This window comes from Citrobacter gillenii, assembly GCF_013337685.1.
Classification (GTDB): Bacteria; Pseudomonadota; Gammaproteobacteria; order Enterobacterales; family Enterobacteriaceae; genus Citrobacter; species Citrobacter gillenii.
This window is the reverse complement of the sequence record NZ_SUQN01000004.1, coordinates 376808-402270: the sequence shown is the minus strand read 5'-3', so window position 1 is coordinate 402270 and position 25463 is coordinate 376808. Positions and strand designations below refer to the sequence as shown.

Annotated in this window: 26 protein-coding genes, 1 pseudogene and 1 other annotated feature; of the genes and pseudogenes, 12 read left to right on the top strand and 15 right to left on the bottom strand. The window is 52.4% G+C overall.

Annotated elements, in window-relative coordinates:
- Positions 1-31: 31 nt before the first annotated feature.
- Positions 32-868 carry an ion transporter gene (locus FCH32_RS11700; protein WP_115258307.1) on the top strand — a complete coding sequence of 279 codons (837 nt, stop codon included), beginning with the start codon at positions 32-34 and terminating at the stop codon, positions 866-868.
- Positions 869-903: 35 nt separating this feature from the next.
- Here FCH32_RS11700 and FCH32_RS11695 read toward each other — a convergent pair whose 3' ends face one another.
- On the bottom strand, positions 904-1233 hold the full coding sequence (locus tag FCH32_RS11695; protein ID WP_096756803.1) for an HI1450 family dsDNA-mimic protein: 330 nt from the start codon (positions 1231-1233) through the stop codon (positions 904-906).
- A gap of 34 nt (positions 1234-1267) precedes the next feature.
- Complete coding sequence (gene cls / locus FCH32_RS11690) at positions 1268-2728, bottom strand: cardiolipin synthase (protein ID WP_096756804.1); 1461 nt, start codon at positions 2726-2728, stop codon at positions 1268-1270.
- A gap of 142 nt (positions 2729-2870) precedes the next feature.
- Between cls and FCH32_RS11685 the strand changes: the two genes are divergently transcribed.
- Together FCH32_RS11685 and FCH32_RS11680 are read left to right on the top strand one after the other, a co-directional pair.
- A complete protein-coding gene (locus tag FCH32_RS11685; RefSeq protein WP_096756805.1) occupies positions 2871-3044 on the top strand; it encodes a YciY family protein in 174 nt (57 codons plus the stop codon).
- Positions 3045-3249: 205 nt separating this feature from the next.
- Positions 3250-3411, top strand: a complete 162-nt coding sequence (locus FCH32_RS11680) for a hypothetical protein (protein WP_164496617.1) — start codon at positions 3250-3252, stop codon at positions 3409-3411.
- Between the two features lie 444 nt (positions 3412-3855).
- On the opposite strand, the gene FCH32_RS11675 is transcribed toward FCH32_RS11680, so the two are convergent.
- The gene (locus FCH32_RS11675) at positions 3856-4152 is read right to left on the bottom strand and encodes a YciI family protein (protein WP_003020675.1); all 297 of its coding nucleotides are present in this window, start codon (positions 4150-4152) and stop codon (positions 3856-3858) included.
- A gap of 215 nt (positions 4153-4367) precedes the next feature.
- On the opposite strand from FCH32_RS11675, the gene tonB reads away from it, so the two are divergent.
- Positions 4368-5093, top strand: a complete 726-nt coding sequence (gene tonB / locus FCH32_RS11670) for a TonB system transport protein TonB (protein WP_197970845.1) — start codon at positions 4368-4370, stop codon at positions 5091-5093.
- 80 nt (positions 5094-5173) lie between these two features.
- Here the strand turns inward: tonB and yciA are convergent, their stop codons facing one another.
- The 4 genes and pseudogenes from yciA to FCH32_RS23215 form a co-directional block, all read right to left on the bottom strand.
- Positions 5174-5575, bottom strand: coding sequence for an acyl-CoA thioester hydrolase YciA (yciA, locus tag FCH32_RS11665; RefSeq protein ID WP_115258308.1), 402 nt, complete (start codon positions 5573-5575; stop codon positions 5174-5176).
- Between the two features lie 155 nt (positions 5576-5730).
- Positions 5731-6270, bottom strand: coding sequence for a septation protein A (locus FCH32_RS11660; RefSeq protein ID WP_115258309.1), 540 nt, complete (start codon positions 6268-6270; stop codon positions 5731-5733).
- A 55-nt stretch (positions 6271-6325) separates the two neighbouring features.
- Entirely contained in the window at positions 6326-7069 is a 744-nt protein-coding gene (locus FCH32_RS11655; protein ID WP_096756808.1) for a YciC family protein, read from the bottom strand.
- 28 nt (positions 7070-7097) lie between these two features.
- Positions 7098-7184: pseudogene (locus FCH32_RS23215) on the bottom strand (YkgJ family cysteine cluster protein); the annotation flags it as partial.
- A 281-nt stretch (positions 7185-7465) separates the two neighbouring features.
- Here FCH32_RS23215 and ompW point away from each other — a divergent pair.
- The 3 genes from ompW (at position 7466) to FCH32_RS11640 (ending at position 10085) form a co-directional block, all read left to right on the top strand.
- Entirely contained in the window at positions 7466-8104 is a 639-nt protein-coding gene (gene ompW / locus FCH32_RS11650; protein WP_096756809.1) for an outer membrane protein OmpW, read from the top strand.
- A 131-nt stretch (positions 8105-8235) separates the two neighbouring features.
- Positions 8236-8511: a hypothetical protein gene (locus FCH32_RS11645; RefSeq protein ID WP_117342898.1), complete on the top strand. Its 276-nt coding sequence runs from the start codon at positions 8236-8238 to the stop codon at positions 8509-8511.
- Positions 8512-8612: 101 nt separating this feature from the next.
- Positions 8613-10085: a diguanylate cyclase gene (locus FCH32_RS11640; RefSeq protein WP_174360921.1), complete on the top strand. Its 1473-nt coding sequence runs from the start codon at positions 8613-8615 to the stop codon at positions 10083-10085.
- Positions 10086-10118: 33 nt separating this feature from the next.
- Here the strand turns inward: FCH32_RS11640 and trpA are convergent, their stop codons facing one another.
- Genes trpA through FCH32_RS11615 form a run of 5 tightly spaced genes read right to left on the bottom strand, consistent with a single transcriptional unit; the run spans position 10119 to position 16648 of the window.
- Complete coding sequence (gene trpA / locus FCH32_RS11635; protein ID WP_174360920.1) at positions 10119-10925, bottom strand: tryptophan synthase subunit alpha; 807 nt, start codon at positions 10923-10925, stop codon at positions 10119-10121.
- Positions 10925-12118, bottom strand: coding sequence for a tryptophan synthase subunit beta (trpB, locus tag FCH32_RS11630; protein WP_174360919.1), 1194 nt, complete (start codon positions 12116-12118; stop codon positions 10925-10927). The genes trpA and trpB overlap by 1 nt, the downstream gene beginning before the upstream one ends.
- Before the next feature lie 10 nt (positions 12119-12128).
- Positions 12129-13490 carry a bifunctional indole-3-glycerol-phosphate synthase TrpC/phosphoribosylanthranilate isomerase TrpF gene (gene trpCF / locus FCH32_RS11625; protein ID WP_244958404.1) on the bottom strand — a complete coding sequence of 454 codons (1362 nt, stop codon included), beginning with the start codon at positions 13488-13490 and terminating at the stop codon, positions 12129-12131.
- Positions 13491-15086 (bottom strand): bifunctional anthranilate synthase glutamate amidotransferase component TrpG/anthranilate phosphoribosyltransferase TrpD, encoded by a 1596-nt coding sequence (gene trpD, locus FCH32_RS11620; protein WP_096756814.1) that lies wholly within the window; start codon positions 15084-15086, stop codon positions 13491-13493.
- On the bottom strand, positions 15086-16648 hold the full coding sequence (locus tag FCH32_RS11615; protein WP_115258316.1) for an anthranilate synthase component 1: 1563 nt from the start codon (positions 16646-16648) through the stop codon (positions 15086-15088). The genes trpD and FCH32_RS11615 overlap by 1 nt, the downstream gene beginning before the upstream one ends.
- A gap of 23 nt (positions 16649-16671) precedes the next feature.
- Positions 16672-16766: a sequence feature (Trp leader region), on the bottom strand.
- A 160-nt stretch (positions 16767-16926) separates the two neighbouring features.
- Between FCH32_RS11615 and rnm the strand changes: the two genes are divergently transcribed.
- From rnm to rluB, 3 genes are all read left to right on the top strand, one after another.
- Positions 16927-17805, top strand: coding sequence for an RNase RNM (gene rnm, locus FCH32_RS11610; RefSeq protein ID WP_115258317.1), 879 nt, complete (start codon positions 16927-16929; stop codon positions 17803-17805).
- On the top strand, positions 17802-18422 hold the full coding sequence (locus FCH32_RS11605; protein WP_096756817.1) for an L-threonylcarbamoyladenylate synthase: 621 nt from the start codon (positions 17802-17804) through the stop codon (positions 18420-18422). The genes rnm and FCH32_RS11605 overlap by 4 nt, the downstream gene beginning before the upstream one ends.
- 100 nt (positions 18423-18522) lie before the next feature.
- Positions 18523-19398 (top strand): 23S rRNA pseudouridine(2605) synthase RluB, encoded by an 876-nt coding sequence (gene rluB, locus FCH32_RS11600; protein ID WP_096756818.1) that lies wholly within the window; start codon positions 18523-18525, stop codon positions 19396-19398.
- Between the two features lie 83 nt (positions 19399-19481).
- On the opposite strand, the gene cobO is transcribed toward rluB, so the two are convergent.
- Both cobO and FCH32_RS11590 read right to left on the bottom strand, forming a co-directional pair.
- Complete coding sequence (cobO, locus tag FCH32_RS11595; RefSeq protein ID WP_096756819.1) at positions 19482-20072, bottom strand: cob(I)yrinic acid a,c-diamide adenosyltransferase; 591 nt, start codon at positions 20070-20072, stop codon at positions 19482-19484.
- Positions 20069-20830 (bottom strand): YciK family oxidoreductase, encoded by a 762-nt coding sequence (locus FCH32_RS11590; protein WP_174360918.1) that lies wholly within the window; start codon positions 20828-20830, stop codon positions 20069-20071. The genes cobO and FCH32_RS11590 overlap by 4 nt, the downstream gene beginning before the upstream one ends.
- A gap of 221 nt (positions 20831-21051) precedes the next feature.
- On the opposite strand from FCH32_RS11590, the gene sohB reads away from it, so the two are divergent.
- Positions 21052-22098: a protease SohB gene (sohB, locus tag FCH32_RS11585; RefSeq protein WP_174360917.1), complete on the top strand. Its 1047-nt coding sequence runs from the start codon at positions 21052-21054 to the stop codon at positions 22096-22098.
- Between the two features lie 108 nt (positions 22099-22206).
- Here sohB and FCH32_RS11580 read toward each other — a convergent pair whose 3' ends face one another.
- Positions 22207-22458, bottom strand: a complete 252-nt coding sequence (locus FCH32_RS11580; RefSeq protein WP_003020616.1) for a YciN family protein — start codon at positions 22456-22458, stop codon at positions 22207-22209.
- A 399-nt stretch (positions 22459-22857) separates the two neighbouring features.
- Between FCH32_RS11580 and topA the strand changes: the two genes are divergently transcribed.
- A complete protein-coding gene (topA, locus tag FCH32_RS11575) occupies positions 22858-25455 on the top strand; it encodes a type I DNA topoisomerase (protein ID WP_174360916.1) in 2598 nt (865 codons plus the stop codon).
- The last annotated feature ends 8 nt before the right edge of the window (positions 25456-25463 follow it).

The window sequence follows — 25463 nt, the reverse complement described above, 5'->3', positions numbered from 1 at the left end:
AAGGTCAGCCCTTCTTATAGGTGAGGTGAATGTGTCTGGCTTTGTGTCCTCTGTCCGCCGCGCTGTCTATCGTAAATTATTCGATTTAAACACGCGCTCAGGTCGTCGTTTTGAAGGTCTGTGCGCGCTGTTTGCGTTGCTTAGCGTCATTGTCATCTTCGTCGAGTCGGGCGTCGGGACGCAATATCATTTAACGTATGATGAATGGCGTTCTTTTGTCTGGCTGGAGATCTTTATTACTCTGGTCTTCACCGCCGAATACTTGCTGCGATTAAGCTGTTGGGCCAATCCGGCAAAATATGTGTTTAGTTTTTGGGGTATTATCGATTTGGCCACCATTTTGCCGCTGTATGTGATGTGGTTATGGCCAGAAATGAGTCTGAACTATGTGTTTGCCTGGCGAGCGATGCGGGCGATTCGTGTACTGCGGATCCTCAAGTTGTTGCGCTTTATGCCTTCGTTGATGGTGTTTTGGGGCGCTATAAAAAGCGCACGTCACCAGTTGATTCTGTTCTATTCGTTTATCGCCATTTTAATGATTATTTTCGGCGCGCTGATGTATCTCATTGAAGGGCCGAAGTATGGATTTGATACGCTGAATGCGTCGGTGTACTGGGCCATTGTGACGGTAACGACGGTTGGGTATGGGGATATCGCGCCGCACACGCCGTTAGGGCGTATGGTGGCGTCAGTGCTTATCCTGATCGGTTATTCAGTAATTGCAATACCCACGGGCTTGATTACCACGCACATGAGCAGCGCGTTTCAGCATCGGCAGAATCAGCGTCAATGCCCTCAGTGTCAGCAGCATCAGCACGAGCACAGCGCGCAATTTTGTAACCGCTGTGGAACTAAGCTTCCGAATTAAATAAAAAAAGCTGCCTGGGCAGCTTTTCTTTTGACTCATTCGCGCCAGAGAATATGGCAGAGCTTGTGATCTTTTTCACGGCATAACAAAACGCGTGCGAAAATATCGTTAATCTCGCCATCTTCTGAGTCGGCCAGACCAATCACCACTTCGGCAAAAAAGTCAGGATTCAGGTCAAAATCGACGTGCTCCTGCCAGTCTTCTGCCGGGTCAAATAACTCTGCGCCGCCGCGTTCTTCAAACTGTAAATTGAACAGAAGAACGTCAGCGGGGTCGAGATTGTCTGTCGCCAGTTCGAGAAAAATGTCATAAGCCTGCTCAAGCGTTTCGTCTTCAGTCAGGCGATTGTTCAAATCCATATCCATAATGACTACCTGTTTACCGTCTCTTGGGCACGTTTTACAGCAACGGACTAAAGAAGTAAAACAGTCGCTCGGTGATCCGTTGCCAGAGTGGCCTTTTTAGCCACAAACGCGCATCAAGCAGGCGCGAACGGGAGATGTAATCGTCCTGTACTGCCGCGAGATCGGCACCAAATCCGGCATCGTCAATCACCAGCGTGATCTCAAAATTCAGCCACAAGCTGCGCATATCCAGGTTTACGGTACCCACCAGACTCAGCTCACCATCGACCAGCACGCTCTTGGTGTGCAACAGACCCCCTTCAAACTGGTAAATTTTCACGCCAGCCGCCAGTAGCTCGGTGAAAAAGGCCCGACTTGCCCAGCCAACCAGCATAGAGTCATTTTTGCGGGGAAGAATAATGCTCACATCCACCCCACGCTGCGCCGCCGTACAGATGGCATGCAGCAGATCGTCGCTGGGGACGAAGTAGGGCGTGGTCATGATTAAATATTCACGCGCAGAGTATGCCGCGGTCAGTAAAGCCTGATGGATCAAATCTTCAGGAAAACCCGGGCCGGAGGCTATGGTATGAATGGTGTGCCCACTTGCCTGCTCAAATGGCATGATATTGGCATCCGGTGGCGGCGGTAAAATGCGCTTACCGGTCTCAATCTCCCAGTCACAGGAATAGACAATCCCCATCGCGGTGGCGACCGGACCTTCCATTCTTGCCATCAGATCAACCCATTGCCCAACGCCGGCATCCTGCTTAAAGAAACGCGGGTCAACCATGTTCATACTGCCGGTGTAAGCAATATAATTGTCGATCATTATCATCTTACGGTGCTGGCGCAGGTCCATGCGGCGTAAGAAGACACGCATCAAGTTAACCTTCAGTGCCTCAACGACTTCAATACCTGCATTACGCATCATCGCGGCCCACGGGCTGCGGAAGAACGCCACGCTGCCTGCGGAGTCCAGCATCAAGCGACAGTGAATACCGCGTCGTGCCGCGGCCATTAATGATTCTGCGACCTGGTCGGCCATGCCGCCGGGTTGCCAGATATAAAACACCATCTCAATGTTATGCCGCGCCAGTTGAATGTCGCGGATCAACGCCTGCATCACGTCATCGGAACTGGTGAGCAACTGAAGCTGGTTTCCTTTAACGCCGCCGATACCCTGGCGACGTTCGCACAGCTTAAATAAAGACGAGGCGACGCTGCTGTTCTCCTGAGCAAAAATATGGTTACAGGCTTTTAGGTCGTTGAGCCACTTGGCTGTTGAAGGCCACATCGCTCTGGCGCGCTCGGCGCGACGTTTGCCCAAATGAAGTTCACCAAAAGACAGATAAGCAATGATCCCGACCAATGGCAGAATATAGATGATCAAAAGCCAGGCCATTGCAGAGGGCACTGCGCGTCGCTTCATCAGAATGCGTAATGTTACGCCAGCGATGAGTACCCAGTATCCCAGAATGACCAGCCAACTCACCACGGTGTAGAAGGTTGTCATAAATTTAAAAATCCTTTTGAAAGCGTATTGTTAAGAGTTTACGCATCAGGATTCATCTGGCAAATAAAAACACGGGAAAACTGCTGGTCTGCATTCGGTCAGGCGGTATAATGTCCGCTCTGTGACGGTAAGAGTGGTTAACATGAAGCGTAGTAGAACGGAAGTGGGGCGCTGGCGGATGCAGCGTCAGGCCAGTCGCCGTAAAGCGCGTTGGCTTGAAGGACAATCGCGCCGCAATATGCGCATCCATACCATCAGAAAGTGCATTCTCAACCATCAACGTAACTCGTTGTTGTTTGCAATCCACAGCGTCTGATCAAAATGGGCATCGCTGGCGGTGCCCAATGACCACAGCACAACCCGCCATCTTTTATCCTCCCGCTTAATATTCTGCGTTATTCAATCAGCCCCTTATTTATTGATTGCTCGTGTCGGATATGTTTGTAACAATGTGCCGGTAATAACTAATTATATAAATTTTCACCAATATTTTTGTACGGTTTTTGAAAAACGGAGTTTAGATGAAGTATTTAATGGCGCTCATGCTGAGTGTGACGTTGTCTGGTTGCACGGCAAGCGACTGGATTGATGCTGCCGGTGGCATCATGCAGGCAACAGATAAAAATCAAAAAGACGCCAGGACTAAGCGAATCAATGCGGCCAATAAAGCTGCTGGATATTAAAGAATCAGTGAGTTAATGCCACTTCTGATGGCGTAATGCAGAAGTGGCATCGGGTGCCTCAGATGGATGTGGTGATGTATCTTGTTGTTTTAAAAGCGTTAAATTAGTGAGTTGAAATTTTATTGTGCTTGATGTATCACTTTTCAGAAGTGAAATACATAATAAATTGATAATGATAAATAGCAATTTAATAGGAAGTCGACAGCATTCCTCTACCTTATTCTACGTCTGTAGAAAAGACCGTCATTATTCATGAAACGATTCGCCGCATAACATTTTGCCAAATGCTTTAGCTTCTAACCACTAAGTGTTATATGCCATGGTGAGTATTGAAATAGCAATAATACAGGTGCATTGAATATTATCTATTCAGATGCACCCTTGTGAATATTATAAGCGGGTAGATAATCACTCTGCTTATTAATGTTAGTCTGACGTTGTTGCTTAAAATACTTTCTTATACGGTTTTACTGAAACTTGCGCATAAACGCCTGCCGCTACATACGGGTCAGCTTCAGCCCATGCTTGTGCAGCTTCGAGTGATTCAAATTCGGCAATGACGGTTGATCCGGTAAATCCGGCCGCACCCGGGTCGTTGCTATCCACGGCGGGCATAGGGCCTGCGGTCAACAGGCGACCTTCGTCATGGAGAAGTTGCAGACGTGCCAGATGTGCCGGGCGCACGGAAAGGCGTTTTTCGAGAGAATCAGCGATATCTTGAGCATAAATAACGTACAGCACGGGAAGAGCTCCTTGATCGGTAAAAGTCGTTAATTACGTTATTGGAAAGGCCTAACAACTGCAACGGAAAGATAACGGATTTGTTAAGCCCCTACTTTAGAAGTGGGTTTTTATCATAAAATCGCGTTTTAAATGCCGCTTACCGCCATGGGCTTATTGAATATGATTGCTATTTGCATTTAAAATCAGGGCCTGGTTTTTTAACTGAAACGATTATGACTTCAATGACCCTTGATTTACCTCGTCGCTTTCCCTGGCCGACGTTACTTTCTGTCGGCGTTCATGGTGCTGTAGTGGCAGGACTGCTGTATACCTCGGTACATCAGGTTATTGAACTGCCTGCGCCCGCGCAGCCGATTTCTATCACGATGGTCGCGCCAGCTGACCTCGAACCGCCGCAGGTTGTTCAGCCGCCTCCGGAGCCCGTCGTCGAGCCAGAACCGGAACCCGAACCGATTCCTGAGCCGCCAAAGGAGGCACCGGTCGTTATTGAGAAACCGAAGCCAAAGCCAAAACCGAAGCCAAAACCGGTGAAAAAGGTGCAAGAACAGCCGAAACGTGACGTTAAACCGGTTGAATCACGCCCGGCTGCGCCAGTTGAAAACACCGCGCCTGCGCGCCCGACCACCAGTACCGCCCCGGCCACCAGCAAGCCGACCGTCAGTGCGCCTGCTGGCCCGCGTGCGCTGAGTCGTAATCAGCCACAGTATCCGGCACGTGCGCAGGCGCTGCGTATTGAAGGTCGTGTAAAAGTGAAATTTGACGTGACGTCAGATGGCCGGGTTGAGAACGTGGAGGTGCTTTCCGCGCAGCCCGCCAATATGTTTGAGCGTGAAGTGAAGAATGCCATGCGCAAATGGCGCTACGAGGCGGGCAAACCCGGCTCCGGACTGGTGGTGAATATTGTTTTCCGTCTGAACGGTACTGCGCAGATCGAGTAAGAAGTTGGCCGGATGAGGCGCTACGCCATCATCCGGCAATTAGCATAATGCTTGTCTGATTTCGACGTTAACGTGTCGTATCAGGCAGAGGCGGGGATCGGACGGGGTTTCCCATCTTTATCCACGGCCACGTAGATAAACAACGCTTCGGTGGCTTTGTAGCGTTGCCCAATTGGCTCAGATGCCACTTTCTTAACCCAGACTTCAATATTAATGCTGATGGATGTGTTACCGCGCTTCACACAGCGCGCATAGCAACAGACCACATCACCGACGGCAACCGGGCGTAAAAAACTCATTCCTTCCACTCGCACCGTGACCACACGACCGTGCGCGATTTCCTTGGCCTGAATAGCGCCACCGATATCCATTTGCGACATCAGCCAACCGCCAAAAATATCGCCATTAGCATTGGTATCGGCTGGCATGGCCAGAGTACGTAAAACCAGCTCACCTTGAGGGGTGTTATTCGTTGTTGTCATTGTAGAACCGACTGTAGAGAAAGATTACAGGCGCGATGCTACTAGAATTTGTGGGCTGAGAACAGAGGGGATGCGGTGTGCAACGCGGTGTTAAAGTGAGAGAAATGTAGGGTGGGTTAAAAATTCGCCAGATCCGCAGATCTGGCGAATGCACATTATGACTTATCTTCCTGCGGCAGATGTCGGTAAATATACACCCCGCTCAGCAGCGTGAAGACCAACGTCAGGGCGGTTAAGCCAAACACTTTGAAATTTACCCAGATATTTTGCGGCAGCCAAAACGCGATGTAGATATTCGCCAGACCGCACAGGATGAAAAAGACGGCCCAGGCCAGGTTCAGTTTCGACCATACCGGCTGCGGCAGCGTCAGTTCTTTACCTAACATGCGCTGAATCAGCGGTTTTTTCATCACCCACTGGCTGACCAGTAAGGCACCCGCAAACAGCCCATATATCACCGTTACCTTCCACTTAATGAATTCATCGTTGTGGAAGAAAACGGTCAGGCCGCCAAAAACAGCCACCAGAATAAAGGTGATCAACGCCATCTTCTCGACCTTGCGATAGCGAACCCAGCTGTAAATCAACACAATGGCTGTCGCGACAATCAGTGCCGAGGTCGCCGCATAGATGTCATAAAGCTTATAAAAAGCGAAAAAGACCACCAGCGGTAAAAAATCAAGAAACTGCTTCATTCTTCGATTCCGTAATCAAAAAGCATCGACCAAGAGGCCGGGATGCGTTCAGGGTTTATTGGCGAATCAGCATATACAGGCGGAACAAATAGATCAGCAAAACGGCAGAAATCATATTGCTCAGCGTATTCGCCACTACCGCGCCAACATTCGGCGTTAATACAGCAAAAGTGGGGGCGAGCAGCAACAGTGACGTTTTTGCCAGCAGCCAACCGATCACAGCGGGCGCAACCAGTCGCATGTTAGACCACGCCAAACGCATACTGTTGCGCATGGCTGCAAAGACACCCATCTTATCCTGAACCATCATCACTGGCGCAAGCGACAGCAGAATGGCCAGCACAATACCGGGTACAACGACCAGCATAATCCCGATTTGCACCAGCAGGGTAGTCAGAAAAATCAGAATAAACAGCTTAGGCAATACCGGCGCACTGGCGCCAATGGCCCGCAGCGCGCTGACTCGATGGCCTGCTGAAATTAACTGGATCATCAGAATAATACCGCCCGCGAGGATGGCATTGCCGATAAGTCCAGAAAATGTCGATGCCGCTGACGCACGTAGCAGGATTTGCTGCTGTTCCGGTGTCATGTTCTGCACCAGGTCGAATAGTCCCACGCTGTTGGTTATCTGATCCCCTTCACTGAGTTGCGCAATCTGCGCGTCGCTGGGGGAAAAAGCATGCCCGAACACCACCGTGATAAACGCGCACAACAGCGATACCAGCAAGATGGTAATGAATTGATTACGGAAAAAGTTTCCCGTGTCACGGTAAACGGACTTCGCCGTGATTGACATGCACTCTCCTTGAGTTTTGCAGGTGTTCATTTGCGGGCAATTGTACCCTGGATAACTCAACAGTGGCAGCATCGCGAGGTGTATGGAAAAGCATATCTTTGTAAAGCGGCGGTAATTTTTGGCTATGACTTCAGCATTATGCAACAACGCTGTTTGTTCTGTGTACACCATGGCGTCATTACATCCGTATACCATTGAAGGGAAAAATGCTCACAGGGTGGAAATATATCAAAATTGATCTGAATTAAGTTAACCAGGATTTTGAATGCAAGTTCTAACTTAATCTGGATCAATAAATGTTAAATTACAGACGTCAATGTGATCTGTGTTAGATCATTTATTACTCCGTTGTGGGTATATTCGTTCCGCTTTTATAACCATAACGATGGAGCGGACATGAAAAAATTAACAGTGGCAGCATTGGCATTAACAACTCTACTTTCCGGGAACGCATTTGCGCATGAAGCGGGAGAGTTCTTTATTCGCGCAGGTTCTGCAACCGTAAGACCGACGGAAGGTGCGGGCGGTACGCTGGGAAGTTTAGGCGGTTTTGACGTCAGCAATAACACGCAACTGGGGCTGACATTCACCTATATGGCGACCGACAATATTGGTGTCGAATTACTGGCAGCAACGCCGTTTCGTCATAAAATCGGCACCTCAACCACCGGGGATATCGCGACCGTTCACCATTTACCGCCAACGCTAATGGCGCAGTGGTACTTTGGCGACTCCAGCAGCAAGTTGCGTCCTTACGTTGGCGTCGGCGTTAACTACACCACGTTCTTCGACGAAGGATTTAACGATAACGGTAAAGAAACCGGATTATCTGACCTGAGCCTGAAAGACTCCTGGGGTGCGGCGGGACAGGTGGGGATGGACTACTTAATCAACCGCGACTGGCTGATTAACATGTCGGTCTGGTACATGGATATCGACACCACCGCGAGCTACAAACTGGCTGGCGCACAGCAGCACGATAACGTACGTCTCGATCCGTGGGTGTTTATGTTCTCTGCGGGTTATCGTTTTTAACGCTGAGATTCAAATGTGAAAAGACGGGGCGAGCGTTGTCCCGTCTTTTGGCTCCTGTTTTTTCCCTCCCGCCTTTTCACCCTTCGATCAAATGCTACTCTTTAAGCAAACCTGCTTTGAGGGCATTGACGATGGAATTGTCCCGCCAACAGCTGCAACAAAAAATTTCACTTCTGGAATCATCACCCAACGATGACATAGCAGAATTCGCCCTGTATGCTGCGCGCGCACTGCTGGGGTATATGACTCGGGTGGAGAGCCTTGAACACGCTCTGGCCGTACCGATCAAATTACCTTATTGCAGTGCCAGCCCGGTTTGCGAAATTGAAGCGGGTTATGCCGCCGGCGTCAGCGACTGCCGTGAGGCCATTCGCCGGGCGGGCTATCTGCTCGATGGTGAAGACTAGTTTGTGCATTTGTTAATAAAAATATGCTTTTTATGGGTAAATCTGTAACTTAGCGCTCAAGTAACTGATTTGGCAATGCGGGTAACTATCAGGGTGGACGCGTGAAGATTGTGCAGGATAAGCTCAGAAACAGGCAGGCGTTGCTGGTCTCTGGCCTCATTACACTGATATTTACATCACTGTTCCTGTTCATCATTTACGAGCAGCGTACGGCCACCGCAAGTGAAGGTATCAACCGTCTCCAAACGCGTCTCATGGACATCTTTAACGACAATGAACTGATCGCGGACGCCATCGGTGAGCGTTATCACCACACCATTAATGGTGGACGATGTGGCAGCAAGTCGCGCTTTGTTCCGCGCGAGGAGGGGGAGTGGGGAATCAACGCCGATCGAAAGCGGATACATTCGGCATCTGGAGCCATTATCGCTAAGCAGCCCAGCCAGCAGGCCCTGTGTATGTTTACCGCCGCAGAGTTTATCCGCGGAATGGTGAATGAGCTCAATCCGGGCACTTTCGACGCGCATCGTTATATTATCGCCAAAGACGCAGATTATTTTTACTGGTTTACTCCTGCCGACTCTCACAATTTTTCTTTCGCTGACTCCGAGATGGCGCTCGATATTTCCAATTTTTTCTACCCGCCGGTCGATTTTTATACCCGACTACTGCAAAAAAACGTCAAAAACAAAGCCCTTAGTTCGACCAATTTTTACACCGATAAAATCACCGGTGATAAGGCGTACAGTGTCGTTAGCTATATTTACGATCTGTCAGGCGATGATATCTCCGATCATATCGTGGCGTACCTGGTTTATGACCATTCGAAACCGGAATTGCAAGATGAGTTGGCAAACGCGTTTGAATACCAGCTTCCGCCGGGTCTTAATGTGGCATTGGTTAATTTACTCAACAACGAGAGTCTCTGTTTAGCGGGGAAATGCGCAAACCTGAACAACGCTCATGTCAGGATGTTGTCAGAAAAGTACGCGCTGCACTATTCGATCTCGTTAGGTCGTTTTATGGTACACGATGCGCATGCCGGAATTGTGATTCTTTTGGCGCCGTTCTTCTTTATTATCATTAGCTTTTCGTTGAGATCGTGGCTGAATGAAAGCGATCTAAAGGTGTATATCGATTCGCTGACCGGTTGTTTTAACCGCAGGATCCTCGACATTATTAAACGCCGGGATTTATCCCATTGTTCGGTGGTACTTCTGGACTGTAATAAGTTTAAGGCCGTCAACGACACCTGGGGCCACGCGGCCGGGGATCGCGCACTGCAAACCATTGCCAACAGAATGCTGTCTAATACCCGAACCAGTCACGATCTGGTGATTCGTACCGGCGGGGATGAGTTTATGATCTTGCTGTTTCGCTCTCAGGCGAGTGACGCTATCGCCATCGCTGAGCGTATTAGCGGTCAGGTCAATAATCACGTATTTGTGGTAGAGGGGCACACTGTGCCGCTGTCGGTGTCATGGGGAATTGCGGAAGTGAACGGTGAACTGGATGTGGCTATTCAGAACGCAGATAACGCCATGTACAAAATGAAGCAGGCGAAAGAAGGATAAAACCGCCAGATTTACGCTGGCGGTTGTGGCTTATTACTGATGCGTGGCGGCTTTCATCGCGCTGACAAAGGCCCTTAGCTCTGTCAGCATCTGTTCCGGTGCGGCGACATTTTTCTCAATAATTTTCACAATCGCCGAGCCTGAAATCGCCCCGGCAGCACCCGCTTCAATCGCCCCCGCGACCTGCTCAGGCGCTGAGATACCGAAGCCTTGCAGCGACGGCGGTGCATTGTATTGTTTCAGCTTCTCGACCAGATGATGCAGCGGTAGTGCGGCACGATTTTCAGCGCCAGTCACGCCAGCACGAGACAACAGATAGGTATAACCGCGACCATGGGACGCAATCTGGCGCAGCAGGTCGTCATCAGCGTTCGGCGGGCAGATGAAAATCGGTGCCACGTTGTGGCGCAGTGCCGCTGTCCGGAATGGCGCAGACTCCTCAACCGGCACATCGGCGACTAACACGGAATCCACGCCGACTTTTTCACACTGGGCGTAAAATTCGTCAATGCCTTTACTGAATACCAGATTGGCGTACATCAGCAGGCCAACAGGAATATTGGGATGTTTTTGACGGATCAACGCCAGCATTTCGAAGCATTGCGACGGCGTGACGCCTGCGGCAAAAGCACGTAAGGTCGCATCCTGAATGGTCGGGCCGTCAGCCAGCGGGTCGGAGAAGGGGATCCCGAGTTCGAGCGCATCAGCTCCGGCGTCGATCAGCGTATCAATAATCTTCAGCGACTGCTCAACAGAAGGGTCGCCGAGGGTGACGAAGGGGACAAATGCACCTTCTTTGCGGTCCTTCAGCAGTGCAAACAGGTTTTCATAACGTTCCATCAGATTTCCCCTCGTGCTTTCAGAATATCGTGTACGGTGAAGATGTCTTTGTCGCCGCGACCGGAGAGATTAACCACCAGCAGCTGCTCTTTGTCCGGATCCTCACGCATCATTTTCAACGCGTGCGCCAGGGCATGTGATGACTCCAGGGCCGGAATGATCCCTTCATGCAGGCACAGGGTTTTAAAGGCTTCCAGCGCTTCGTCATCGGTAATCGATACGTAATCGGCACGGCCAATACTGTTCAGGTAAGCATGCTGTGGCCCGACGGACGGGAAATCCAGACCCGCTGAAATCGAATAGGACTCTTCGATTTGCCCCTCTTCGGTTTGCATCATCGGCGATTTCATGCCGAAGTAAATTCCGACGCGACCATGCTTCAACGGCGCGCCGTGTTCACCGGACTCAATCCCGTGACCGCCCGGCTCAACGCCAATCAACCCGACGCTGGTGTCATTAATAAAATCAGCAAACATACCGATAGCATTCGACCCACCACCCACGCAGGCGATAACGGCATCCGGCAGACGACCTTCTTTTTCGAGGATCTGCGCTTTGGTTTCTTCGCCGATTATGCGCTGGAACTCACGCACAATAGTTGGGAAAGGATGTGGGCCAGCCGCCGTACCAAGCATATAGTGCGCAGTATCGTAGCTGCCAGACCAGTCGCGCAGCGCTTCATTACAGGCATCTTTCAGCGTGGCGGAGCCGCTGTGTACCGGGATCACCTCGGCGCCCATCAGCCGCATACGGAACACGTTGGGAGACTGGCGTTCGATGTCTTTCGCACCCATATAGATGCGACACTTCAGGCCAAGCAAGGCACAGGCGAGCGCGGAAGCTACGCCGTGTTGACCGGCACCTGTTTCAGCGATGATCTCGGTTTTACCCATACGTTTTGCCAGCAGCGCCTGACCCAACACCTGGTTAGTCTTGTGCGCACCGCCGTGCAGCAAGTCTTCACGCTTCAGATACAGGGTGGTGCGAGTACCTGCGGTGATGTTCTGGCATTTGGTCAGCGCGGTAGGGCGGCCTGCATAGTTTTTCAGCAGGTCGGTAAACTGCGCCTGAAACTCAGGATCTTTCTGCGCGCTGACGAAGGCTTCTTCCAGCTGGCGCAGGGCAGGCATCAGAATCTGTGGCACATACATGCCGCCAAATTCACCAAAATAGGGGTTGAGTAATGTTGTCATGTCCTTTTCCTTAATATGCGCGCAGTGTTTGAAAGACCGAGGCCAGCAGACGCGCATCTTTGATGCCCGGCTGCGACTCTACGCCAGAATTGAAATCGAGACCGGCACAGCCGGTTTTAGCCGCGTCGACGCAGTTATCTGCACCGAGTCCGCCAGCCAGTAAAACGTTATCCAGTGATTGCCCACCCAACAGCGACCAGTCAAAGCGCTGTCCGCTGCCGCCCTGGCCGTTGTCGAAAACGTATCTATCAACATGCTGATAGCTGCGGACTGGCAGTGACTCGCCCACGCTCAGCGCCTTCCAGATTTGCACCTGTTGCGGTAATGCCGCACGCAGCGTATCGATATAAGTCTGATCTTCGTTCCCGTGCAGTTGCACGGCTGTCAGTGATAAATGCCCGACGGTGGAGCACACGTCATCAATATTGCTGTCGCGAAACACGCCAACGTACTGTAGCGGCGCACCTGTCATGACCTCACGAGCCTGCTCAATATTGACGGCACGTGGTGAAGAAGGAACAAAAATCAGTCCGCCATAAATTGCGCCGGATTCATACGCCGTATGGGCATCCTGTGCGCGCGTCAGTCCGCAGACTTTATTCTCGCCGAGCAGCACGCGACGTACCGCTGCATGTAGGTCCTGATGCGACATCAGCGCGGAGCCAATCAGAAAACCGTTGGCGAAATGGCTGAGTTCGCGCACCTGGCCGTAGGTATTAATGCCGGACTCGCTGATGACGGTCACGCCGTGGCCCAGTCGCGGTGCCAGTTGGCGGGTGCGATTGAGGTCAATCGACAGATCGCGCAGGTCGCGGTTGTTAATGCCCACGACTTTTGCGCCAAGCGCAATGGCACGTTCCAGCTCTTCTTCGTTGCTGACCTCGGTCAGCACACCCATTTTCAGGCTGTGTGCCACGGCGGCAAGCTGACGATATTGTTCGTCATCCAGCACGGACAGCATCAGTAAACAAGCGTCAGCCTGGTAGTGACGGGCCAGGTAAACCTGGTAAGGATCGATAATAAAGTCTTTACACAGAATCGGCTGTGGTGCGATGCGGCTGACGATGGGCAGGAAATCAAAGCTTCCCTGGAAATATTTCTCGTCGGTCAGCACAGAAATCGCCGAGGCATAATGTTTATACACACCCGCAATATGTGCCGGGTCAAAGTCATCACGGATCACGCCTTTTGACGGAGAGGCTTTTTTGCACTCCAGAATAAACGCGGTCCGCGCGCCTTGCAGCGCATCATAAAAATGTCGCGAGCTTGGCTGAACATCATTTTGAAAGCTGGCCAACGGTTGTTGCTGTTTGCGGGCTTCTACCCAAATCGCCTTGTCTGCGACAATTTTCGCTAAAACGGTTTGCATCATTTACCCTCTTGCTGCCAGGGCGGTGACCCGGTCATAGGCCGCACCGCTACGCAGGACATTAATCACGATTTGTGCGTTGGCTTTTAAATCTTCTTCGCCGTGCAGGCGCATTAACATGGCGACATTCGCTGCCACGGCGGCCTCGTGCGCGGCTTCACCTTTACCTTGTAACAAGCGACTGAGAATGTCACGGTTTTCTTCCGGCGTGCCGCCCGCCAGCTGTTCCTGGTGATATGGCGTCAGGCCAAAGTCGTCTGCCGTCAGCTGATAACTCTTGATTTCGCCGTCATGCAATTCGGCCACAATGGTCGGTGCATGCAGCGAAACTTCATCCATTCCGCCGCTGTGCACCACGGCTGCACGCTGATATCCCAGCACGCGCAGGGTTTCGGCAATGGGCAGTACCAGTTCCGGGCTGTAGACGCCGATCAGCGCCAGCGGCGGATGCGCAGGGTTAATCAGCGGCCCTAGCACGTTAAACAGCGTGCGGGTTTTGAGCTGCTGACGAACCGGCATGGCGTGACGAAAACCGGTGTGATATTTCGGTGCAAACAGGAAACATACGCCCAGTTCGTCAAGCGCCAGGCGCGACTTATCGGCATTCATATCCAGGTTGATGCCAAAGGCCGCCAGCAGATCGGATGATCCTGATTTACTGGAGACGCTACGGTTACCGTGCTTCGCTACCTTTAACCCACAGGCTGCGGCGACAAACGCGCTGGCGGTGGAAATATTGATGCTGTTACTGCCGTCACCGCCGGTCCCGACAATGTCGGCAAACAGATAGTCCGGACGTGGGAACGGCGCGGCGTTCTCCAGCAGGGCCGTCGCCGCCCCGGCAATTTCATTCGGATGCTCACCGCGCACTTTCATGCTGACCAGTGCGGCAGCCAGCTGCTCCGGCTTCAATTCACCGCGCACGACTGCAGAGAACAATTGGTGGCTCTCCTGCTGGGACAGCGTCTGGGCCTGATACAGTTTTTCGAGAATAGGCTGCAGCGTGTTGGTTTGTTCAAGCTTCTGCTGTGCCCAGGCCAGCGTTTGCTCCAGCAGACGCGCGCCCTGAGTGGTGAGAATTGATTCCGGATGGAACTGGAATCCGCACACGCGGTCGGTGTCGTGGCGAACCGCCATCACCATGCCGTTGAAGTGGGCGTTAATGGTTAGTCCCGCCGGGACGTTGCTGCCGACCAGTGAATGGTAACGCGCCACAGGCAAGGGATTAGCCAGACCGGCGAACATTTCCTGACCGTCGTGTTCAATACTGGAGGCTTTGCCGTGCAGGATTTCTCCCGCCTGACCTACATATCCGCCGTAAGCTTCGACAATCGCCTGATGCCCAAGGCAAATACCGATAATCGGCAATTTGCCGCGCAGGCGAGTCAACAACTCCGGCATGCAGCCTGCTTCGCTTGGCGCGCCCGGACCTGGCGAAAGCATCAGTACCGGGTTTTTCATGGTCGCTAAGCGGTCAATTAAGGTCTGAGCCGGGATATGGTTGCGATAAATCACCACGTTGTGGCCGTTGGTACGCAGCTGATCTGCCAGGTTATAGGTAAAAGAGTCAATGTTATCGAGCAGCAGAATATCAGCCATTAGAAAATCTCCTGTGCGTGGTGTGCTGTGGCGATAGCACGCAGAACCGCACGCGCTTTATTACGGGTTTCATCGGCTTCAGACTGCGGTACAGAGTCCAGAACAATCCCAGCACCCGCCTGCACGGTGGCGATACCGTCTTCTACCAGGGCAGAACGAATCACAATGCACGTGTCCAGATCACCGTGGGCGGTGAAGTAACCGACCGCGCCGCCATAGCTACCGCGGCGGCGACCTTCAGCCTCGGCGATAAGCTGCATGGCGCGCACTTTCGGCGCACCGCTCAGCGTGCCCATGTTCATACAGGCACGGTATGCATGCAGGACGTCCAGGTCATGACGCAGTTCGCCGACCACGCGGGAAACCAGGTGCATCACGAAGGAATACCGGTCAACTTTGGTCAGGTCGGCCACGTAGCGACTGCCCGGGGTACAGATACGTGCCAGGTCATTACGCGCCAGGTCCACCAGCATCAGGTGCTCGGAAAGTTCTTTATGGTCAGTGCGCATTTCCAGCTCAATACGGCTGTCGAGATCGCGGTCCAGCGAGCCGTCAGCACGACGGCCGCGTGGGCGAGTCCCGGCAATAGGGTAGATCTCAATCTGGCGGCTGGTGGCGTCGTATTTCAGCGAACTTTCCGGCGAGGCGCCGAACAACGTGAAATCGTTATCCTGCATAAAGAACATGTACGGGCTGGGATTGCTCTTTTTCAGAACATAATAGGCAGCAAGTGGTGACGGGCAGGGCAGTGAAAAACGGCGGGAAGGCACTACCTGGAAAATCTCACCGGCACGAATGGCTTTTTGCAAACCGCGCACGACGGTACCGAACTCTTCATCGCTCTGATTACACTCGCAGCGCATTTCTGGTACTTCAATAACGGGCAGCGGCGGCGCGGGTTCGGTTAACTGCTGGCTCAACTGCGCCAGTCGGTGGGCCAGACGCTGTTTTTCTTCCTCGCAGGGCGTGAACACGCTGGCCTGAATACGGGTGCTTTTTTTCTGGTGGTCAATGACCATCAGGGTTTCGGCCAGGTAGAAGCAGTAATCAGGGCAGCGGTTGCCGGCTTCAAGCTGGGGTAAATCTTCGAATCCAGCGACCAGATCGTAGGAAAACAGACCGCCGAAGAACATGGCTTCACGCTCCTGCTCCGGCACATTCACCAGTTCCTGCATTAAACGGAACGTGTCAAAGACCGACAGGGAACATAAGCGGGCATCTTCATCCAGCAGTGGGCTGACGGCCGGAAAACGCAACTGGCGGGCATTCGGCTGTTGTTGGTTTTCAACACCAGTTGGCAAGGCGGCATCCAGCAACGGGAGCAGGGAGGCACCATTCGCCGACAACGCCTGAATGGTAACGGTGTCACCTAAGGCGGTAATACGCAGCGCGCTGTCGACCAACAGCAGACTCTTCAGGTCGTCCTTGCTGTCGATATCGGCGGATTCCAGTAACAATGTCGCCGGGCGCGCGCCGCAGACCTGATGAAACAGCTCGGTCGGGTTGTTACGGTAGGCGGCGTCACAGGCCAGCAGTTCGAGTGTCGGTTTTTGTGTTTGCATCGTTATTCTCATTAATTTTGTTCAAAAAAAAGCCCGCTTAGTTGGCGGGCCGGGTATCTGGTTGCATATTGCAGACGTAAGACACTGCCCGAAATCAGGAAGTGCGCCACCCACCGTGCAGGACATATGTTGCTTTCATCTCAGATACCTTCTTTCTTCATGTGAACTTGCGTACTAGTTAACTAGTTCAGTGGAATAAAGTCAACACCTGATTTCAGTAAATTTGTCTAAAACGCTATGATGAGCGTGATACGACATTTATTGAAACGGGAGCCGCCTTGAGCGACACGAATTACGCAGTGATTTACGACCTGCACAGTCATACAACGGCGTCCGATGGACGATTGACACCTGAAGCATTGGTACACCGTGCAGTAGAGATGCGAGTCGGGACATTGGCGATTACCGATCATGACACCACGGCAGCGATTCCGGCGGCAAGAGAAGAAATTTCACGTTCAGGTTTAGCCTTGAAGTTGATAGCGGGCGTTGAAATTTCCACGGTCTGGGAAAACCACGAGATCCATATCGTCGGCCTGAATATCGATATCGACCACCCCATGATGCGTGCGTTTCTGGCAGAACAAACCGCGCGTCGTCAGCTGCGTGCGCAGCTAATTGCTGAGCGACTGGACAAAGCACATATCCCGGGCGCGTGGGAAGGCGCGTTACGTCTGGCTGACGGCGGGGCCGTCACGAGAGGCCATTTTGCGCGTTTCCTGGTTGAGAGTGGCAAAGCCACGACCATGGCTGACGTGTTTAAAAAATACCTTGCCCGCGGGAAAACCGGTTACGTTCCGCCACAGTGGTGTACAATAGAACAAGCTATTGATGTCATTCATCATTCTGGCGGTAAGGCGGTGCTGGCTCATCCTGGTCGGTACGATCTTAGCGCTAAGTGGCTGAAAAGACTGGTTGCCTGGTTTGCCGAACATCACGGTGACGCGATGGAAGTGGCACAGTGTCAACAGTCTCCCAATGAGCGTACCCATCTGGCGACGCTGGCGCGTCAGCATCAGCTGTGGGCATCACAAGGATCTGATTTTCATCAGCCGTGCCCGTGGATTGAATTGGGTCGTAAGCTCTGGTTGCCCGCAGGCGTTGAAGGCGTCTGGCAGCTTTGGGAACAGCCCGAGACCACTGAGAGGAAAGTATGAGTCAGTTTTTTTATATCCATCCTGATAACCCACAGCAACGCCTGATCAATCAGGCCGTTGAAATTGTGCGTAAAGGTGGGGTAATCGTTTATCCCACTGATTCCGGCTATGCGTTGGGCTGCAAAATCGAAGACAAAGGGGCGATGGAGCGTATTTGCCGTATCCGTCATTTGCCTGATGGACACAACTTCACGTTGATGTGCCGTGACCTGTCCGAACTGTCGACGTATTCGTTCGTGGACAACGTTGCTTTTCGTTTAATTAAAAACAATACGCCGGGCAACTACACCTTCATCCTGAAAGGGACGAAAGAAGTGCCGCGCCGATTGCTGCAGGAAAAACGTAAAACCATCGGTCTGCGCGTACCGTCCAATCCGATTGCGCTGGCGTTGCTGGAAGCGTTGGGCGAGCCCATGCTCTCAACATCGCTGATGCTGCCGGGTAGCGAATTTACCGAGTCCGATCCGGAAGAGATTAAAGATCGTCTGGAGAAGCAGGTGGATTTGATTATCCACGGCGGGTATCTCGGTCAACAGCCCACCACGGTTATCGATTTAACCGATGACTCGCCGGTGGTGTTGCGTGAAGGCGTCGGCGACGTTAAACCTTTCTTATAAGGGCGCAACTCGGTATACTACGCGGCCTTAAAATGGTGCTAACTGGCGCCGTTGATTCTCCTGTTCGACGCCTGTGAAGGCGACACCTAAAGGAAGCTCTATGAGCGAAAAGTTACAAAAAGTGCTGGCGCGCGCTGGCCACGGTTCTCGCCGTGAAATTGAAACCATTATTGCAGCAGGTCGCGTGAGCGTTGACGGCAAAATTGCCACGCTTGGCGATCGCGTTGACGTAACACCGGGTCTGAAAATCCGTATCGACGGTCATCTGATTTCGGTTAAAGAATCTGCGGAACAAATCTGCCGCGTTCTGGCGTATTACAAGCCGGAAGGTGAATTGTGTACCCGTAATGACCCGGAAGGTCGTCCGACCGTCTTTGACCGTCTACCAAAACTGCGCGATGCGCGCTGGATTGCGGTGGGGCGTCTGGACGTGAATACCTGTGGTTTACTGCTGTTCACCACCGATGGTGAACTGGCGAACCGTCTGATGCACCCGAGCCGTGAAGTTGAGCGTGAATACGCGGTGCGTGTGTTTGGTCAGGTGGATGAAACGAAACTGCGTGACCTGAGCCGTGGCGTGCAACTCGAAGATGGTCCGGCCGCATTTAAAACCATCAAGTTCAGCGGTGGTGAAGGGATTAACCAGTGGTATAACGTCACCTTGACCGAAGGGCGCAACCGCGAAGTGCGTCGCCTCTGGGAAGCCGTTGGCGTGCAGGTGAGCCGTTTGATCCGCGTACGTTACGGTGATATTCCGCTGCCGAAAGGTCTGCCGCGTGGTGGCTGGACGGAGCTTGATCTCGCCCAGACAAACTATCTGCGTCAACTGGTGGAACTGCAGCCGGAAACCAGCTCGAAGGTTGCTGTTGAGAAAGACCGTCGTCGCATGAAAGCGAACCAGATCCGCCGTGCAGTTAAACGTCACACCCAGGTCGGCGGTAGCCGTCGTCCGGGCGGTCGTAACAACAACGGTTAATCATGAGTAGGCCTGATAAGCAAAACGCCATCAGGCGTTAGCGTGGAGCCGGATGCGGCGCAAACGCCTTATCCGGCCTACACTCAATAATCGATCCCTATTTGGGCTTTCACCCCCGCCTCAAAGGCGTGCTTGACCGGGCGCAACTCGCTGACCGTATCAGCTAATTCCAAAATATCGCGATGGCATCCTCGACCAGTGATAATCACTGTCTGGTGAGAAGGGCGCGCGCTTAAGGCGTCGAGCACCTCTTCCAGCGGTAGATAGTCATACGCCACCATGTACGTCAACTCATCCAGCACCACCATATCCAGCTCAGGATCGGCCAGCATCCGTTTACCGTGCTCCCACACGGCCAGACAGGCAGCGGTGTCAGAATCTCGGTTTTGCGTCTCCCAGGTAAATCCTGTCGCCATGACCTGAAACTCCACGCCGTGGGGTTCCAGTAAGTTTCGTTCGCCGTTGGGCCACGTGCCTTTAATGAACTGCACCACGCCGACTTTTTTACCGTGACCGACCGCGCGCGTGGCGGTACCAAATGCGGCGGTGGTTTTCCCTTTACCGTTGCCGGTAAAGACGATGATGATACCGCGCTCGTCCTTTGCGGCGGCAACGCGTGCGTCAACACGGTCTTTTACGCGCTGCTGGCGCTGCTGATAGCGTTCTTCACTCATTGGGCAATTCCTGGTTTACGGCCCGGTTGGGCGTCGAAGGTCATACCGGTTTTACGCCGGCTGTCGTCGCCCATCAGCCACAGGTACAGCGGCATAATGTCGGCGGGTGTTTTTAATTTTTGTGGATCTTCTGTCGGGAATGCGCTGGCACGCATGCCGGTACGCGTGCCGCCAGGATTAATACAGTTTACGCGCAAATGATGGTTTTGATACTCGTCTGCCAGCACCTGCATCATGCCTTCGGTGGCAAACTTCGAGGTTGCATAGGCCCCCCAGTTGGCGCGTCCCTGACGACCAACGCTGGATGAGGTAAAGACCAACGATCCAGAATCAGACTTAAGCAACAAAGGGAGCAGCGCCTGGGTCAGCATAAAGGTGGCATTGACGTTTACCTGCATGACCTCCTGCCAGACCTGCGGAGTTTGTTCGATCATCGGACCGATTTCACCCAGTAACCCGGCATTATGCAACACGCCATCCAGACGCGGGTAATGGGCGTTGATTCGCTGCGCCAGTTCATGGCACTCAGTGGAAGTACAGGTCAGCAGATCCAGCGTAAACCACTGCGCGGGCACGCCGTTTTCTGCGGAAACGGCCTGGGCGACCTGACGAAGTTTTTCTTCATTGCGCCCGAGCAGAATCACGGTTGCACCGTAGCGGGCATAGGTCAGCGCAGCTTCTCGACCGATGCCATCGCTGGCTCCGGTGACCAGAATAATGCGATCCTGTAACAGATCTTGTTTGGGTTGGTAATGCACGGTTACTCCTCGGCGACGCTCTGGCCATCCCGTTTTCTAGAACTTGTCGGTTTTATGCCTTAAACCCTGCTATTTTTCAATCAGCCAAAGGTAATAACACCGTAAAATGAACACTTTGTCATGCTTTTTACCGATTACCATGCGGATGGATGAAGCAAGACGGGTTAACACACCTGTTGTACACTGAGCGAAAGTTGCGTTGTTTAACCAAGGTGGGATTCGTGGAATTGTTGTCTGAATATGGGCTGTTTTTGGCAAAAATCGTCACAGTGGTAGTGGCGATTGCGGTGATTGTTATGCTGATCGTTAATGCGACACAACGCAAGCGTCAGCGCGGTGAACTCCGGGTCATTAATCTCAGTGAACAATATAAAGAGATGAAAGAAGACCTGGCGATGTCTTTACTGGACAGCCACCAACAAAAGCTCTGGCATAAAGCGCAGAAAAAAAAGCACAAGCTGGACGCGAAGGCGGCCAAAGCCAAAGCAAAATTGGGAGAGAATACATCGTCGGGTAAACCGCGTGTCTGGGTGCTTGATTTTAAAGGCAGTATGGATGCCCATGAAGTCAGCGCGCTGCGTGAAGAGGTGACGGCGGTACTGGCGGTAGTAAAACCACAAGATCAGGTGGTTATTCGCCTGGAAAGCCCCGGCGGTGTGGTGCATGGCTATGGGCTGGCGGCATCACAATTGCAGCGTCTGCGCGATAAGCAGATCCCATTAACGGTGACGGTCGATAAAGTTGCCGCCAGCGGCGGATACATGATGGCCTGCGTGGCAGATAAAATTGTTTCGGCACCGTTTGCTATTGTGGGCTCAATTGGCGTGGTGGCGCAGATCCCTAACTTTAACCGTTTCCTGAAAGGCAAAGACATTGATATTGAGTTGCACACTGCCGGGCAATACAAACGGACGCTGACGCTGCTTGGTGAGAACACGGAAGAGGGGCGTCAGAAATTCCGCGAAGACCTGAACGAAACGCATCATCTGTTTAAAGATTTTGTGCACCGCATGCGTCCGACTCTGGACATTGAACAGGTTGCCACTGGGGAACACTGGTTCGGTCAACAGGCGCTGGAAAATGGGCTGGTGGATGAAATCAATACCAGCGATGAGGTGATCCTGAGTTTGATGGAGGGTCGCGAAGTGCTTAACGTACGCTATCTGCAGCGCAAAAAACTGATGGACCGTTTCACTGGTAGTGCAGCGGAAAGTGCGGATCGCTTGCTGCTGCGCTGGTGGCAGCGTGGTCAAAAACCGTTGATGTAAAATTGTCATTGCCGGATGGCGATGCTAAAGCATCTTATCCGGCCTACAGGATCGTCGCATCGTAGGCCGGATAAGGCGGAGCCGCCATCCGGCAAATCATTTCTTGTATTAATCGATCAGGTGATACTTTTCAGAAAGGACATGCGCCAGGTGTTTAAACATATTAAACACTGCGGTGCTTTTTGGCGTAGGAAGCCCTTGTTCATCTAAAAAGTAATCTCCGCTGAAAACCAGCACGCCATTACGCTGTGTGACGCCGGTGGCGACAATCCCCGCCAGCGTGTCCTCATGCTCACGAATGATTTTGTTGGCTTCAATCAGCAGAGTTTCGCGATCGATGGGTTGAGTGTCTTTATGCATTATTTACTCCTTAAACAAGGACATTAGTCTACGCCGAGCCCGCCTTATGGGCAAATATTCCCTGATAAAAGAGCGGGTCTTACGATAGTGTGCCTACTGGCGAGATTTGTTTTTGCATGCTAATAAAGTTGCGTAACGCATTTTATCAGGTACAGTGTGACGCTTTCGTCAATCTGGCAACAGATTTGCTTGACATTCGACCAATATTCCGTCGTGCTTTAGCGAATTCGTGAAAAAAATCCTGTTAACTCAGTTAGATGGGAGTTACATTACGAACCCGCGACCGGTACCAGGGTTGATATCCGCCGACGCAGAGACCATATCGATGTCTCGTCGCCAGTGGAAGGTGAATCAACGCGCGACGCATTCCTGGAAGAATCAAATTAGGTAAAGGTGAATATGGGTAAAGCTCTTGTCATCGTTGAGTCCCCGGCAAAAGCCAAAACGATCAACAAATATCTGGGTAATGACTACGTGGTGAAATCCAGCGTCGGTCATATCCGTGATTTGCCGACCAGTGGCTCAGCAACTAAAAAGAGCGCCGACTCAACCGCCACCAAAACGGCTAAAAAGCCCAAAAAGGATGAACGTGGCGCTCTCGTCAACCGTATGGGGGTTGACCCGTGGCACAACTGGGATGCGCGCTATGAAGTGCTGCCCGGTAAAGAGAAGGTCGTCTCTGAACTGAAACAATTGGCTGAAAAGGCCGACCACATCTATCTCGCAACTGACCTTGACCGCGAAGGGGAAGCCATTGCATGGCACCTGCGGGAAGTGATCGGGGGCGACGACACCCGCTACAGTCGCGTGGTGTTTAATGAAATTACCAAAAATGCCATTCAGCAAGCGTTTGAAAAGCCGGGCGAACTGAACATCGACCGTGTCAATGCGCAACAGGCACGCCGCTTTATGGACCGCGTTGTGGGCTATATGGTGTCGCCGCTGCTGTGGAAAAAGATTGCTCGTGGCCTGTCTGCCGGTCGCGTACAGTCGGTCGCCGTGCGCCTGGTTGTAGAGCGTGAACGTGAGATCAAGGCATTCGTTCCGGAAGAATTCTGGGAAATAGATGCCAGCACCACGACGCCTTCCGGTGAGGCGCTGCCACTGGAAGTCACGCACCACAACGAGAAGCCGTTCCGTCCGGTTAACCGCGAACAGACACTTGCTGCGGTAAGCCTGCTGGAAAAAGCACGTTACAGCGTGCTGGAGCGTGAAGATAAGCCGACCAGCAGCAAACCTGGCGCGCCGTTCATCACCTCTACGTTGCAACAGGCTGCCAGCACCCGTTTGGGCTTTGGCGTGAAGAAAACCATGATGATGGCGCAACGCTTGTATGAAGCGGGCTACATCACCTATATGCGTACTGACTCAACCAACCTGAGCCAGGATGCGGTTTCTATGGTCCGCGATTACATCGGCGAAAACTTTGGTAAAAAGTATTTGCCGGAGAGCGCAAACCAGTACGCCAGTAAAGAAAACTCGCAGGAAGCGCACGAAGCCATCCGTCCTTCAGACGTCGCCGTACTGGCTGAATCGCTGAAAGATATGGAAGCTGATGCGCAAAAACTGTATCAGCTGATCTGGCGTCAGTTTGTCGCCTGTCAGATGACGCCAGCTAAATATGACTCCACCACGCTGACCGTTGGCGCAGGTGATTACCGCCTGAAGGCGCGCGGTCGTATTCTGCGGTTTGATGGCTGGACTAAGGTCATGCCAGCCCTGCGTAAAGGCGATGAAGATCGTATCTTACCGGCGGTGGATAAAGGCGATGTGCTGACATTGGTTGAACTGACCCCCGCACAGCACTTTACCAAACCGCCTGCGCGCTTCAGCGAAGCGTCACTGGTTAAAGAGCTTGAAAAGCGCGGTATCGGTCGTCCATCTACCTATGCGTCGATCATCTCTACGATTCAGGATCGCGGCTATGTCCGTGTTGAGAACCGTCGTTTCTACGCAGAAAAAATGGGTGAAATCGTCACCGACCGCCTGGAAGAAAACTTCCGCGAATTGATGAACTACGATTTCACCGCGCAGATGGAAAACAGTCTCGACCAGGTGGCGAAACACGAAGCCGAATGGAAGGGCGTGCTCGACAACTTCTTCAGTGATTTTACTCAGCAACTCGATAAAGCCGAGAAAGATCCTGAAGAGGGCGGTATGCGTCCGAACCAGATGGTTCTGACCAGCATCGACTGTCCAACCTGTAGTCGTCAGATGGGTATCCGTACCGCCAGTACCGGTGTATTCCTCGGTTGTTCCGGTTACGCGCTGCCACCAAAAGAGCGCTGCAAAACCACCATTAACCTGGTGCCGGAAAACGAAGTGCTGAACGTGCTGGAAGGCGATGACGCGGAAACTAACGCGTTACGCGCGAAGCGCCGTTGCCAGAAGTGCGGCACGGCGATGGACAGCTACCTCATCGATCCAAAACGTAAGCTGCATGTGTGTGGTAACAACCCAACTTGCGACGGTTACGAAATCGAAGAAGGCGAGTTCCGCATCAAGGGCTACGACGGTCCGATCGTCGAGTGCGAGAAATGTGGTTCTGAAATGCACCTGAAAATGGGGCGTTTCGGTAAATACATGGCGTGTACTAACGACGAGTGTAAAAACACCCGTAAGATCCTGCGTAATGGCGAAGTTGCGCCACCGAAGGAAGATCCGGTTCCACTGCCGGAATTGCCGTGTGAAAAATCGGACGCGTATTTCGTGTTACGTGATGGCGCAGCAGGTATCTTCCTGGCGGCGAATACCTTCCCGAAATCGCGTGAGACGCGTGCGCCGTTAGTGGAAGAGCTGTACCGCTTCCGCGATCGTCTGCCGGAAAAACTGCGCTACCTTGCCGATGCGCCGCAGACCGATCCGGATGGCAACAAAGCGATGGTGCGTTTTAGCCGTAAAACCAAGCAGCAGTATGTGTCTGCCGAGAAAGACGGTAAGGCGACCGGCTGGTCTGCATTCTTTGTTGACGGTAAATGGGTAGAAGGCAAGAAGTAACAGCCCGA

What these genes read in the sequence shown, in the direction of transcription:
- topA (WP_174360916.1), top strand. Translation starts at nt 22,858, where the DNA reads ATGGGTAAAGCTCTTGTCATCGTTGAGTCCCCGGCAAAAGCCAAAACG.
- ompW (WP_096756809.1), top strand. Translation starts at nt 7,466, where the DNA reads ATGAAAAAATTAACAGTGGCAGCATTGGCATTAACAACTCTACTTTCC.
- FCH32_RS11660 (WP_115258309.1), bottom strand. Translation starts at nt 6,270, where the DNA reads ATGAAGCAGTTTCTTGATTTTTTACCGCTGGTGGTCTTTTTCGCTTTT.
- trpD (WP_096756814.1), bottom strand. Translation starts at nt 15,086, where the DNA reads ATGGCTGATATTCTGCTGCTCGATAACATTGACTCTTTTACCTATAAC.
- FCH32_RS11685 (WP_096756805.1), top strand. Translation starts at nt 2,871, where the DNA reads ATGAAGCGTAGTAGAACGGAAGTGGGGCGCTGGCGGATGCAGCGTCAG.
- FCH32_RS11695 (WP_096756803.1), bottom strand. Translation starts at nt 1,233, where the DNA reads ATGGATATGGATTTGAACAATCGCCTGACTGAAGACGAAACGCTTGAG.
- cls (WP_096756804.1), bottom strand. Translation starts at nt 2,728, where the DNA reads ATGACAACCTTCTACACCGTGGTGAGTTGGCTGGTCATTCTGGGATAC.
- FCH32_RS11605 (WP_096756817.1), top strand. Translation starts at nt 17,802, where the DNA reads ATGAGTCAGTTTTTTTATATCCATCCTGATAACCCACAGCAACGCCTG.
- rluB (WP_096756818.1), top strand. Translation starts at nt 18,523, where the DNA reads ATGAGCGAAAAGTTACAAAAAGTGCTGGCGCGCGCTGGCCACGGTTCT.
- FCH32_RS11615 (WP_115258316.1), bottom strand. Translation starts at nt 16,648, where the DNA reads ATGCAAACACAAAAACCGACACTCGAACTGCTGGCCTGTGACGCCGCC.
- FCH32_RS11580 (WP_003020616.1), bottom strand. Translation starts at nt 22,458, where the DNA reads ATGCATAAAGACACTCAACCCATCGATCGCGAAACTCTGCTGATTGAA.
- trpCF (WP_244958404.1), bottom strand. Translation starts at nt 13,490, where the DNA reads ATGATGCAAACCGTTTTAGCGAAAATTGTCGCAGACAAGGCGATTTGG.
- cobO (WP_096756819.1), bottom strand. Translation starts at nt 20,072, where the DNA reads ATGAGTGAAGAACGCTATCAGCAGCGCCAGCAGCGCGTAAAAGACCGT.
- trpA (WP_174360920.1), bottom strand. Translation starts at nt 10,925, where the DNA reads ATGGAACGTTATGAAAACCTGTTTGCACTGCTGAAGGACCGCAAAGAA.
- FCH32_RS11645 (WP_117342898.1), top strand. Translation starts at nt 8,236, where the DNA reads ATGGAATTGTCCCGCCAACAGCTGCAACAAAAAATTTCACTTCTGGAA.
- FCH32_RS11680 (WP_164496617.1), top strand. Translation starts at nt 3,250, where the DNA reads ATGAAGTATTTAATGGCGCTCATGCTGAGTGTGACGTTGTCTGGTTGC.
- trpB (WP_174360919.1), bottom strand. Translation starts at nt 12,118, where the DNA reads ATGACAACATTACTCAACCCCTATTTTGGTGAATTTGGCGGCATGTAT.
- FCH32_RS11655 (WP_096756808.1), bottom strand. Translation starts at nt 7,069, where the DNA reads ATGTCAATCACGGCGAAGTCCGTTTACCGTGACACGGGAAACTTTTTC.
- tonB (WP_197970845.1), top strand. Translation starts at nt 4,368, where the DNA reads ATGACTTCAATGACCCTTGATTTACCTCGTCGCTTTCCCTGGCCGACG.
- yciA (WP_115258308.1), bottom strand. Translation starts at nt 5,575, where the DNA reads ATGACAACAACGAATAACACCCCTCAAGGTGAGCTGGTTTTACGTACT.